Annotated in this window: 14 protein-coding genes; 11 read left to right on the forward strand and 3 right to left on the reverse strand. The window is 46.2% G+C overall.

Translation table 11 applies throughout. The annotated features are described in order from the left end of the window. Nucleotides 1-3 precede the first annotated feature (3 nt). The 3 genes from LRM50_RS03760 to LRM50_RS03770 are packed head-to-tail and all read left to right on the forward strand — an operon-like array spanning nt 4 to nt 2,140. Entirely contained in the window at nt 4-681 is a 678-nt protein-coding gene (locus LRM50_RS03760) for an FKBP-type peptidyl-prolyl cis-trans isomerase (protein WP_243809931.1), read from the forward strand. Continuing rightward, entirely contained in the window at nt 674-1,606 is a 933-nt protein-coding gene (locus LRM50_RS03765; RefSeq protein ID WP_243809932.1) for an NAD(P)/FAD-dependent oxidoreductase, read from the forward strand. The genes LRM50_RS03760 and LRM50_RS03765 overlap by 8 nt, the downstream gene beginning before the upstream one ends. 3 nt (nt 1,607-1,609) lie before the next feature. Further along, a complete protein-coding gene (locus LRM50_RS03770; RefSeq protein ID WP_243809933.1) occupies nt 1,610-2,140 on the forward strand; it encodes an inorganic diphosphatase in 531 nt (176 codons plus the stop codon). 42 nt (nt 2,141-2,182) lie between these two features. On the opposite strand, the gene LRM50_RS03775 is transcribed toward LRM50_RS03770, so the two are convergent. Continuing rightward, complete coding sequence (locus LRM50_RS03775; protein ID WP_243809934.1) at nt 2,183-3,700, reverse strand: RelA/SpoT family protein; 1,518 nt, start codon at nt 3,698-3,700, stop codon at nt 2,183-2,185. Between the two features lie 70 nt (nt 3,701-3,770). Here LRM50_RS03775 and gap point away from each other — a divergent pair, with 70 nt between their 5' ends. Further along, nucleotides 3,771-4,793, forward strand: coding sequence for a type I glyceraldehyde-3-phosphate dehydrogenase (gene gap, locus LRM50_RS03780; protein ID WP_243809935.1), 1,023 nt, complete (start codon nt 3,771-3,773; stop codon nt 4,791-4,793). Between the two features lie 114 nt (nt 4,794-4,907). On the opposite strand, the gene LRM50_RS03785 is transcribed toward gap, so the two are convergent. Then, on the reverse strand, nt 4,908-5,330 hold the full coding sequence (locus LRM50_RS03785; RefSeq protein WP_243809936.1) for a hypothetical protein: 423 nt from the start codon (nt 5,328-5,330) through the stop codon (nt 4,908-4,910). 226 nt (nt 5,331-5,556) lie between these two features. Here LRM50_RS03785 and LRM50_RS03790 point away from each other — a divergent pair, with 226 nt between their 5' ends. From LRM50_RS03790 to LRM50_RS03820, 7 genes are all read left to right on the forward strand, one after another. Continuing rightward, nucleotides 5,557-6,009, forward strand: a complete 453-nt coding sequence (locus LRM50_RS03790; RefSeq protein ID WP_243809937.1) for an RpiB/LacA/LacB family sugar-phosphate isomerase — start codon at nt 5,557-5,559, stop codon at nt 6,007-6,009. After that, a complete protein-coding gene (locus LRM50_RS03795) occupies nt 6,006-6,656 on the forward strand; it encodes a ribulose-phosphate 3-epimerase (protein WP_243809938.1) in 651 nt (216 codons plus the stop codon). The genes LRM50_RS03790 and LRM50_RS03795 overlap by 4 nt, the downstream gene beginning before the upstream one ends. Further along, a complete protein-coding gene (locus LRM50_RS03800) occupies nt 6,656-7,492 on the forward strand; it encodes a transketolase (protein WP_243809939.1) in 837 nt (278 codons plus the stop codon). The genes LRM50_RS03795 and LRM50_RS03800 overlap by 1 nt, the downstream gene beginning before the upstream one ends. Continuing rightward, a complete protein-coding gene (locus LRM50_RS03805; RefSeq protein WP_243809940.1) occupies nt 7,489-8,451 on the forward strand; it encodes a transketolase family protein in 963 nt (320 codons plus the stop codon). The genes LRM50_RS03800 and LRM50_RS03805 overlap by 4 nt, the downstream gene beginning before the upstream one ends. Nucleotides 8,452-8,918: 467 nt before the next feature. Continuing rightward, nucleotides 8,919-9,830 carry a class II fructose-bisphosphate aldolase gene (locus LRM50_RS03810; protein ID WP_243809941.1) on the forward strand — a complete coding sequence of 304 codons (912 nt, stop codon included), beginning with the start codon at nt 8,919-8,921 and terminating at the stop codon, nt 9,828-9,830. Continuing rightward, nucleotides 9,830-10,792, forward strand: a complete 963-nt coding sequence (locus tag LRM50_RS03815; protein WP_243809942.1) for a carbohydrate kinase family protein — start codon at nt 9,830-9,832, stop codon at nt 10,790-10,792. The genes LRM50_RS03810 and LRM50_RS03815 overlap by 1 nt, the downstream gene beginning before the upstream one ends. Then, nucleotides 10,792-11,271, forward strand: a complete 480-nt coding sequence (locus tag LRM50_RS03820; protein ID WP_243809943.1) for a hypothetical protein — start codon at nt 10,792-10,794, stop codon at nt 11,269-11,271. Before LRM50_RS03815 ends, LRM50_RS03820 begins: the two co-directional genes overlap by 1 nt. On the opposite strand, the gene LRM50_RS03825 is transcribed toward LRM50_RS03820, so the two are convergent. Beyond that, nucleotides 11,272-11,943, reverse strand: a complete 672-nt coding sequence (locus LRM50_RS03825) for an LOG family protein (RefSeq protein ID WP_243809944.1) — start codon at nt 11,941-11,943, stop codon at nt 11,272-11,274. Nucleotides 11,944-12,024: the final 81 nt, after the last annotated feature.

Genomic DNA, 12,024 nt, shown 5'->3' on the forward strand with positions numbered 1-12,024 from the left:
AATATGGCAACTACAAAAGGCCAGAGAATAGGTATTTGGGTTATTGCCGGCATGATGTTTTTGGGGACCGTTGGCGGATTTGTCGCTATGATGGTGGCGCCTGGAAATGAAGCCAAAGATCAAGCCGCGTTTAAGAAAGCTCAGGATGAATACACCAAGGCTACTGACGAGCGAAAAAAGAAAGTAGAGGCTCAGGCTAATGAATTGAGCCAAAAATATTACGGCAAGTTTTCTGAGTTTAGTTCGCGGGTTGGCGCGTTTGAAGCCGGTGACGTGAAAGAGCTTGTTAAGGAAGATTTGGTTGAGGGCGAAGGCGCTGAAGTTAAGGACGACACCAAGTTGGCTGTTTATTACATTGGCTGGAACGCTAAGGGTGAGATTTTCGATCAATCAATTGCTGACGGTAAATTGAAAGCTCCGCTCAATATGGATGGCCCGGCAAATACTGCGGTTATTCAGGGTTGGAAAGAGGGTTTGATTGGTATGAAAATTGGTGGTGTGCGTGAATTAACAATCCCGGCCGACAAGGCTTATGGCGACAAAGCTCAAGGCGATAAAATTCCTGCAAATTCTCCACTTAAGTTCGTAGTGATGGCTATTGAAAAGCCAGCCGATATTCCAGAGCCAGAAATGCCAGAAGTGATGAAGCAATATTATCGATCGCGAGGTTTCAATGTCTAAAGATGTTATTATTGTTGGCGCTGGTCCAAGCGCGTTAACGGCGGCAATTTACTTGTCGCGCGAAGATGTCAACACGACATTATATGAGCGTGGCGTGGTCGGCGGAATGGCGGCGATTACTGATCAAATTGACAATTATCCTGGATTTGCCGAGGGCGTTACGGGAATGAAATTGGCGTCTGAATTACAACAACAGGCGGAGCGATTTGGTGCGAAGATTGAGTATGGCGACGTGACGGAATTGAAGCAAGTTGATGGCGAATTGGAGCTGACAATTGACGGTCAATCTGTCCGCGCGAAGTCAGTTTTGCTGGCGACTGGCTCGAATCATCGCAAATTAGGCGTTCCGGGCGAAGACGAATTATATGGTCGAGGCGTGCATTACTGTGCGACTTGCGACGGTGCGTTTTATCGTGATAAAAATCTAATCGTTGTCGGTGGCGGAAACTCAGCGGTGCAAGAGGCGATATTTTTGACGCGATACGCTAGCCACATTGATCTGCTAGTTCGCAGTAAGTTACGCGCCAGTGACATTTTACAAAAAGATTTGCAGAAGTATGTCGATGATGGAAAAATTACCGTTCACATCGGTGCAACGACTGATGAAATTATTGTCAAGGACGATAAGTTTTACGGCGTTAAATCGACCCAAAACGGCGAGCAGAAAGAATTTACCGCTGACGGATTGTTTGTGTTTATTGGGCTAATTCCGAACACGCAATTCCTGACAAACTCGGACGTTGAGTTGGATTTGGGCGGACACATCATTACTGACGAACATCTGCACACTAATATTCCTGGCGTTTTTGCTTCTGGCGATGTGCGCTCGGGGGCAACTATGCAAATCGCTTCGGCGGTTGGTGAAGGCGCAGTAGCTGCGGTGCAGATTCGTGAATATTTACAAGAAAAAGCCAGAGAGGAGTAAAAAATGGCGGATTTTAATCAAATTTTAACACCTGGTGATGTCGATAACGGCATCGTAAATGTAGTTGTTGAGATTCCACAGGGATCAAGTCATAAAATTGAGTGGAATCGTGAGCTTGCAGTGATGCAGTTGGATCGTGTTGAGCCAGCTATTTTTGCAAAGCCAACAAACTACGGTTTCATTCCACAGACTTTGGATGAAGATGGCGATGAATTGGACGCGCTAATTATTACCGACGAGCCGTTGACGACCGGTATTTTTATGGAAGCAAAAGTTATCGGCGTGTTGGAATTCGTTGATGATGATGAAGTTGACGACAAGGTTATCGTTGTGCCAGCCGACGACCGAAACACGGGCAACGCAATCAACTCACTAGAAGACCTACCTCCGCAATTATTGAAGCAAATTGAACACCACTTCAACCACTACAAGGATTTGAAGAAGCCTGGTTCAACAGTAGTCAAGGGATTCGGCGACGTAGGAAGAGCAAAGCAGATTATCCGCGAGTCAATTACTCGTTGGAACGAAAAATAAATCACGTTTGATTGTTAATTAAAACTGAGAGACTGGCGAGCGTTACTTGTGTCGGAAGAACGAGGAAACGCCGCCAGTTAATTGTTGTAAGATGCCGTTTGAGCGGGATAATTGTAAACGTAATTTATCTTTGGCGTGTGGCGTAATTATGACGTCTCGCCAATCTGGTTTTGGACGAGCGGATTTACTTGTTAAGACTTCAATTGTGTCGCCGTGCTGTAATTTGTAATTGAACGGCTTCATTACGCCGTTGATCTTAAATCCGCTTGCGCGCGCCGCAATATCAGAGTGAATTCGGTAGGCATAATCCAAGGGAAACGCTCCGCGGGGCAAATCATAAATGTCGCCCTTTGGTGAGTACACGAAAATCCTATCAGAAAACAGCTTCATTCGGAATTTGTTGGAGTCGAATCGCTTTCCTTCGCTAATTAAAGCGGCGGCTTCTTGAAGCTCGCGAATCCACGACAAATCGGCTGGCATAGTTCCGATTTTTCCTTTTTTATAGGCGTCGGTCAATTTTTGCTCATTATAGTGGAAGCTGGCCGCTAATCCGCGCTCGGCGTATTCGTGCATTTCTTTGGTTCGAATCTGGAACTCGACAATTTGTCCGCTCGGAGTTTGCACGGTTGTATGCAGGCTTTGATAGCCATTTGGCTTTGGATTGGCAACGTAATCCTTAATCCTCTCGTACATCGGCTGATACATATCGTGTAGAATTCCCAAAACCAGATAGCCGGTCGATAAATCATCGACAATTATCCTCAGGGCAATCAAATCATAAATCTTATCAATATCGCCAACTTTGTCTAATTTCTTAAACAAGCTATAAACGCTCTTAACACGTCCGTCCATCTGGAAAACCAGCTTTTCCGCCTTTAGTCGCGCTTCAACTTCGCGGCGAACGTGATCCAATTTTCGTTGCGATTTTTTCAATCGACTGTCCATCAAATTTTTGGTTTCTTGAAAAGCTTTCGGCATCAAATATCTAAAACTCAACTCCTCCAACTGAACGCGAACTCGCCCCATATTTAAGCGGTCGGCCAGCGGCGCAAAAACTTCAATTGTTTCTCTGGCAATTTTTTTCTGCTTTTCTGGCGTCATAAATTGCAGCGTTCGCATGTTGTGCAGGCGGTCGGCTAGCTTGATAATTATCACGCGCACATCTTCGCCCACGGCAATCATCAACTTGGTCAAATTGTCCTTCGTGTGCGGTAAATAACTATCCAAATTTCGCATCCCGGCGCGAGCTTGTGAAACTTTGGTTACGCCGTCCACCAGAAACGCCACATCGCGCCCAAACAAACTCTCCAAATCGTCCAAAGTTGCGTCGGTATCTTCAACGGTGTCGTGCAGAACTCCCGCCACAACCGTATCGATATCCATACCCCATTCAATCAGAATTCCCGCCACTGCCAATGGGTGATTGATGTAGGGTTCGCCACTTTTGCGCTTTTGTCCAGCGTGCTTTTCCGTAGCGTAATCGATTGCGCTCGCTAAAACCAATACTGGCACTTCGTCGTATTTTTGCTTAGCAATTGACAATAACTCTTCGCGCGTCATATTTATATTATACAACTTTGTAGTATAATAAGGAAAAGCTAAAGCGAAAATATCTAACAGGGAGGGCGATATGGCTGTAACGAGAATAGCAATTAACGGCTTCGGGCGAATCGGACGCAATGCGTTTAAGATTGCGAACGAGCGAAGCGACTTGGAGATTGTCGCGATCAATGATTTAACTGACACGAAAACGTTGGCTTATTTGTTGAAGCATGATAGCAATTACGGCGAGTACGGACGTCAAGTTGATTTTACGGAAAACGAGCTGATTATTGAGGGTAAGTCGGTTAAGGTGTTGGCTGAGAAAGATCCAGAAAATCTGCCGTGGCGAGATTTGAATATTGATGTGGTGATTGAATCGACGGGATTTTTCACCGATAAAGATGGTGCGAGCAAGCACTTAACGGCTGGCGCAAAGCGTGTGGTTATTAGTGGTCCTACGAAGTCTGAGGGAGTCGATACGATTGTTTTGGGAACTAACGATGACAAGGTAAAAAACGCGACGCCAATCGTGTCTAATGCTAGCTGTACGACCAATTCTTTGGGCGCGGTTATGGCGATTTTGGACGCGGAGTTTGGCGTTGAAAAGTCAATGCTAACGACAGTGCATAGTTATACGGCTAGCCAAAAGCTTCAGGATGCGCCATCCAAGGATCTTAGAGAAGGTCGCAATGCTGCCGAAAATATTGTCCCGACTACGACTGGCGCCGCAATTGCTGTAACTAAAACCTTGCCGCAATTAACCGGAAAATTTGACGGACTTAGTGTGCGCGTACCGACTCCAGTGGTGTCGCTTAGTGACGTGACGGCGCTTCTCAGGAAAGATGTGACTGTCGAGCAGGTAAATGACGCGTTCAAAAAAGCCGCCCAGAGTAATTTCTATCAAGGCATTTTGGGCGTTTCTGAGGAACCTTTGGTCAGCCGCGACTTCATTGGCAATTCATATTCTGGAATTGTCGATCTTCCGTTGACGAAGGTAGTTGGCGGTAATTTGATTAAGGTTATGGTCTGGTATGACAATGAATGGGGCTATTCTAATCGCTTGGTCGAGTTGGTAGCTGATGTTGGATACTACTTTAAAAAGAGTGAATAAGGCCATCTTCCAAAAAGGAAATAACCCCGCACCGTGACAGTGCGGGGACGCCAGATTTTGACGATTTCACAGAATATTTTTTACGTACGCCTTCTGCTGGCGCGGAGCACCTCATCAGTCCTCCTCGGACTTCTCAGGCTTAGTGTCCTCATTGCCCCCAAAGAGGTACTTCAAGAAGGCCGCCATCTCCTTTTCGGCGGCTCTCCTACGCTTCCACTCAATGGCTCCGAGCACGACGCTCATCATGAAAGAAATGATGGCCGCCCAGGCAGGAGCGTCGTATATCATCGTCGACAAAGACGAGATTGGCGGCCACGCCACCTCCCACCGTTGCACCGTCAGAGGTGCGTCCAGGTACGCGATCGCCAGCTCCGACCAAGCCAGGGCGACGAACGTGATATGGATCGTTGCGAACAGCCCCGCCGCCGACAGGGCCGCCGTCGACAGTCGGTGTCTGTACAGTGACACGATGGTGAAAGCAAGCAGTCCAGCAATGAGCGTGACGCTAATGGCCACGGTCAGAACGGCAGTGGACATAACTTTCTCCTTCCAGAGAAATTTTTGAGGTGCGGCCTTTCAGAACCGCGACCTCAACCGGGGTGAACTCCCCGGTTAGTTGCTTTTCACGGTTTGAAAAGCTGATATATATATATCATACCAGCCACAAAATGTCAATACTTTTTGTCAAATATCTACACCCTACCTCTGATAAAATACCTAACTTTTCCTTGCAAAAATCACCGAAAACGCTTATACTAAAATTATGAAAATCTACCTCGGATCTGACCATCGTGGCTTTATGTTGAAGGAAAAAGTTTTTGCCTATTTGGTTAAGAATGGCTATGACGTGCAAGACGTTGGCGGTGTAGAATTAAATCCTGATGATGATTTTCCGCAATTCGCGCAGGCGGCGGCGTTGAAGGTTATTGGTGATGATAGCAAAGATCCGCGTGCGATATTAATTTGCGGCGGCGGTCAAGGAATGTGTATGGCGGCGAACCGCTTTAAGGGAATTCGTGCCAGCGTGATTTGGGATGCGTTTGAGGCAAAAATGACACGCCAAGATAACGATTCAAATGTTTTATGTTTGCCAGCGCGAGTTTTGGAAGACAACGAGTCTGCTTGGAAGGGAATTGTGGAAACGTGGCTGAACACCCCTTACACGAATGCTCCGCGATTTAATAGGCGTAATGCGCAGTTGGATGAATTGTCATGAGTAATTCTGTAATCGCACCAGCAATTTTGGCGGAAAATGCTGATCAATATAAAGAGCAGGTTGATAAGATAACTGGTCTTGTTGAGCGTGTGCATATTGATATTTCTGATGGCGAATTTGCTCCAACTTTGACTGTCGGAATTTCAGAATTATGGGCGCCGGAGGGTTGGATGATTGATATTCATGCAATGGTTAATGATGTTGCTGAGTATGTTCCGAAGTTGATTGCCTTAAGACCGCATATGATTATTATTCACGCAGAGGCGACGGGAGATGTGAAGACTGCGCTTATGCAGATTCGTCAAGCTGGAATTATGGCGGGGCTGGCACTACTTAAGCCAACGGTTCCGCGAACGGTTGAGGAATTGATAAAAATAGCAGATCATGTGATGATTTTTAGCGGTGAACTGGGGCGATTTGGCGGCACTGCTAGTTTGATGCAATTAGAAAAAATACGACTCATTAAAGCTATTAATCCTAATGTTGAAATCGGATGGGACGGCGGAGTGGCTGTAGATAATGCGTATAGTTTGGTTCAGGGTGGCGTTAACGTTTTGAACGTTGGCGGCGTTATTCAGAAATCGTCAGATCCGCGCACCATTTTCTCCAGATTGCAACAGGAGATTAATAAAACGAGCGTGCTTTAATGAATGTCGACCAAATAGCGAAATTGAAGAAAATATCGCAACAATTGCGAAAGTCTGTTATTCGTGAGCTATCTGAAGCTGGCTCGGGTCATTCTGCTGGGTGTTTGGGTTTTGCTGACGTTATGGCAGTTTTGTATTTTCACGCCATGCGATTAGATCCTGAGAATCCTAATTGGGAATATCGGGATATTTTCGTGATGAGTAACGGCCATTATGCGCCACTTTTATATGCCACGCTGGCGGAGCGGGGATTTTTCGATAAAAAAGAGTTGGCTAATTTGCGAAAATTTGACTCCAAGCTTCAAGGTCATCCGGAACGCGGTAGTCTGGCGGGAGTTGAAACGACTAGCGGTCCTCTGGGCTGTGGTCTGAGTCAGGCGGCAGGCATGGCGTATTCATTGCAATATTTGGGCGGCAATTCTGAGCGATTCGTTTACTGCAGTTTGGGCGATGGCGAGCTGGATGAAGGGAATATTTGGGAAGCGGCGATGTTTGCGAAAAAATATAATCTGGCGAATTTGATTGCGATTGTTGATAGAAATAATATTCAGATTGGTGGCGATACGGAAAAGGTGATGCCGCTGGGCGATTTGGCGGACAAATGGCGAAGTTTTGGCTGGGATGCGCAGGAGATTGACGGGCATGATCATTTGGCGATAATTCAGGCGATTGATAAGGCAAAGAATTCTCGACAGCCGAGCGTGATAATTGCGCATACAATTCCTGGTCGTGGCGTTGATTTTATGGAATATGATTACCGTTGGCATGGAAAATCTCCAAACGCCGAGGAGGCGGAGCGGGCGCTTGCTCAATTGAGTGAAGGAGGTGGCGAATGAGTTTCTTAATGGAGAATTGGCAGAATTTAGAACTTGCGGCAATTCGGATGGGTTTTGGCGAAGGCCTGGTTGATATTGCTAAGAAGAATAATTTGGTGGTGGCGCTGAGTGCGGATTTAATGGAGAGCGTTGGCTTTGGTAAGTTTTATGAGGAAATCGGGAAACCGCGGGTAATTGAAGTTGGCGTGGCGGAGCAGAATTTGGTTACCGTGGCGTCTGGGTTGGCGGCTATGGGAAATGTTCCGTTTGCGGCTAGTTATGCGGCGTTTAGTCCGGGTCGCAATTGGGAGCAGATTCGAACGACTATTTGTCTGAACAATCAGCCGGTTAAGTTAGTGGGTTCTCATGCGGGGCTTAATGTCGGTCCGGACGGCGCGACGCATCAAATGTTGGAAGATATTGCGCTGATGCGAAGCTTGCCTAATATGGTGGTTTTGGCGCCCGGTGATGCCAATGAGGCCAAGCTAATGGCGGCGGCAATGGCTGGAGATAAACGCCCGAATTACGTAAGATTGCCGAGAGAAAAAACGGCGTTATTCCTAAATCAATCTACTTTTGAGATTGGAAAAAGCTATACGTTGAGGCGCGGCAAAGATGTTGCTTTGTTTGGAACTGGTGTGATGACTTATCAATTGTTGTTGGCGGCGGAAAAGCTCGCGAATGAATATGACATTCGGGCAGAAGTGATTCATTTTCCGACGATTAAGCCGCTGGACGAGGACGCTGTGCTTGACGCGGCTCAAAAATGCCAAGCTGTTATTACGGCGGAAGAAGGGCAGATTTCTGGTGGATTTGGCTCAAGCGTGGCAGAAGTTCTTAGTGAGAATTTGCCCGTGAAGATGAAGCGAATTGGCGTCAATGATACATTTGGCGAGTCGGGTAAAATGTCTGAATTGTGGAAAAAGCACGGTTTGGATGTCGATTCAATTGTTTATAGTGTTGTCAATTTTCTCCAGTGAAAAACCCGCCAGGAGCTACCGCCAAGATCTAATAGACCTCAAAGCGGTAGTCCTCCTGACGGGTATGTGTCACCTGTGGTCGTGCCTACGGTCATTGTGATCGTATTTGTGGTGGCTGTGACTTATCCCACATGTGACCACGACGGGGATCATTATGGTCCACAGTATGTGCACCACAATTCCAAGCAACCCGTAGGTCGCCCACGCCAGAGCAAAAATAACCCACCATATCACGCAAGCTAACCCCACGGATAGCTTGGCTGCGAGGACGGATGCCTTGACTGTAGGGCTCATTTTTTTCTTCCTTTCTGAGAAGAAAATGCTCAAGACCAAAGGGCTCTTTCGCCCTTAGGGGTAAGCCTCGAGCAAAAGCCATTTTATGTTACCACCAAAACAACATAATGTCAATTCTCTTGGCATAGCGGGCGGTAATTGATATAATTACCATAAGTATTTTAGGGGGCAGTATGGGATTATCGATTTCAGAGATTCGGAAAAACACGACGCGGGCGCGTCATTTAATGCAGCGGACACGGGCGCAGCGTTTTGCGGTTGGGGCGTTTAATATTGACAATCAAGAGACGCTGATTGCGGTGGCGCGGGCGGCACAAAAGCTTCAATCGCCAGTGTTGGTTGAGGTTTCTGACGCCGAAGTGAAGGCTATGGGTCTAGAGAACGTTCGTGATTTGGTGGATAATTATAAGACTGAGTACGGAATTGAAATGTATTTGAATCTGGACCACGGTCCGACGGTTGAGGGCTGCAAGCGAGCGATTGACGCTGGATATGAGTTTATCCATATTGATATTTCTCAGGCAAATCACGACGCTTCCGACGAGGAAATTATTGCGAAGACTCGTGAAGTTGTTGAATATGCCAAGTTTACTGGTGCGCTAGTGGAATCTGAGCCGCATTATTTTGGCGGAAGTTCAAATGTCCATACGGAAGATATAAATTACGAAGAAATAAAAAAGACTTTTTCTACGCCAGAGGGTGCGCGTGCGTTTGTCGAGGCGACTGGAATTGACACTTTTGCGGCGGCGATTGGCAATTTGCACGGCAAATATCCAGTTCCGAAAGTGTTGGATTTGGATTTGTTGGCTGACATTCGTGAGGCGATTCATTGTCAGATTTCATTGCACGGTGGGTCTGGCACGCCGCTACATTATTTTGAGGATGCTGCGAAAATTGGCGTTTCTAAAATCAATATCAATTCTGATATGCGTTACGCTTTCCGAACGACTTTGGAGAAAACCTTGCGAGAAAATCCAAATGAGTATGCTATCGTTAAGTTAATGCCGCCAGTTTATGCCGCCGTACAGGAAGTGGTGGAGTCAAAGATTAAGGCGTTTAATTCCGTCAGAAAGGCGGTGGTTTAATGGCGAAAATCATCACCGTTGGTGCGGCGATTCAAGACGTATTTTTAAGTCAATCAGACGCACTGACGCCAGTTTGTGAGAGTCCAGAACATTGCTTTGCGCGACTAGATTTGGGGGCGAAAGCCGACGTAAACCAGATTCATTTTTCGACTGGCGGTGGCGCTACAAACGCCGCGGTAACGTTTTCCAGGCAAGGGCATTATGCTAGCTTTATGGGCGCGATTGGTCATGATCCAGCAGGGCAAGCGGTAATTGCTGACTTGGATAAGGAAAATATTGACACGCATTTGGTGCGATATTCGCCAAAATACAGTACGGGATATTCGGTGTTGTTGTTAGCCTCAAATGGCGAGCGAACGATTTTAACATACCGCGGTGCTTCAACGCATTATCATGAGGCGGATTTTGATTTGTCTGAAGAGGACGCGGATTGGCTATACGTTTCAACTTTGGCGGGAAATATGCCGATGCTTCACAAATTATTCCAACAAGCCAAGCATCGCGATATGAAAATCTGTTTTAATCCTGGAAAGAAAGAGCTTGCACAAAAAGATAAATTGCTGGGACTTTTGTCTGATGTCGATGTTTTGACGCTTAATAAGGAGGAAATGCAACAATTGGTGTCTGGCGAGGACTTGGAAGCCTTGGTTAGAAGAGGTTTGAGATTAGTTCCGGTCGTTTTGGTGACGGACGGCGTAAACGGCTCAATTGCAAGCGATGGAAAAACTATCGTGCGAGCACTAATGTACGACGACAGGCCGTCAATTGATAGAACTGGCGCTGGAGATGCGTTTGCGTCGGGATTTTTGAGCGAATGGGCGCGAAGTGGCAACTTGAAAAACTCTGTAATTATGGGCAGCGCGAATGCTAGTTCGGTGGTTATGAAAATTGGAGCAAAGGCTGGAATTTTATATGCTGGCACAGTGCTTCATGCTATGCCAATTCAAGAAAGGGAAATATAATGGCGCAAAATTTGGGGAAATTGTTGGGCGATGACGCGAAAAAGCGTCGAGCATTAACCGAGCTCAGGCAGATGACTAGAGATGATAGTGATGTGCGATTGATTGCGGAAATATTGGCTAGAGCGCATTCGATTATTCGCTCTCTAGGTTTGGATCCGTCAAACGCTACGGCAGAAGAAATTTATCAATCACTAATGGCTATCGCGCCGAAAGTGGACAAGTGGGCGCCGTTTAAGGCTTCTGAGTGGGTGCTTTTGGATGTTGATGGACAAGTGATTTCGTTTAATCCGATTGACATTATAAATAATTATCACTGCCAGTTGCCTCTGGGAAAGCAGCAAACAACGTATGGCAAGCGAGGTCTGGGATTTGAGATTACGCGCCGATATAAAAACCACCCGCGTACATATAATCCAGCTGTGGAGCGAGTGGTTTGTCAGGGTGGAATTTGTTGGATTGAGCCGAAACCTAAGAAATAATTATCGGTCGCAACAAGTTCGCTGATTCCTAATTAGCTCAACTACTTCCGTAATGTCTTCAGTAATTGTGTAGGTTTTTTCATCGCCGTCAGAAATTAGCTTATTTGGAAGCATATTTTCGCAAACAAAATCATCCCATTTGCCCCAGAATTTTTTATCAAACAGAACAATTGGCACTGGCGCCATTTTCTTAGTTTGTGTCAATGTGATAATCTCACAAATTTCATCCATCGTACCGAATCCGCCAGGGAAACAAACGTACGCGTCAGCCAGAAGCGTCATAACGATTTTTCGTGGCGCGAAGTGAGTGAATGCGAACGAATCTGTCGTGTAGTTGTTTAAGGATTGCTCGTGTGGCAAGCGAATGTTGAATCCGACTGATTTTCCGCCAGCTTCCATAGCGCCGCGGTTTGCCGCTTCCATAATTCCGCCACCGCCGCCGGTGATGATCGTGTAGCCTTCTTTAGCTAGCTGAAACGCTAAATCTTTGGCTTTTTGATAATATTCATTATCTTCAGTTGTCCTGGCTGATCCAAAAAAAGTCACGGTTTTATGATATTTTTGGAGAATTTCATAGCCAGCATGAATTTCGTCATCGACTTTTCCTAATCTGAACATCGCAGCCTGAAGTTGCAATTCGCGCGGAATACAAACATTTTTCGGTGTCATCATTATCCTTTTTATTTTATGATTTTAACTTTACTACTATATCATAAAATGCCTATGGTTACAATACGTTGACGGCAAATAATC

Origin of the sequence: Candidatus Nanosynbacter sp. TM7-053 (genome assembly GCF_022828375.1) — a bacterium.
Taxonomy (GTDB): Bacteria; Patescibacteriota; Saccharimonadia; order Saccharimonadales; family Saccharimonadaceae; genus Nanosynbacter.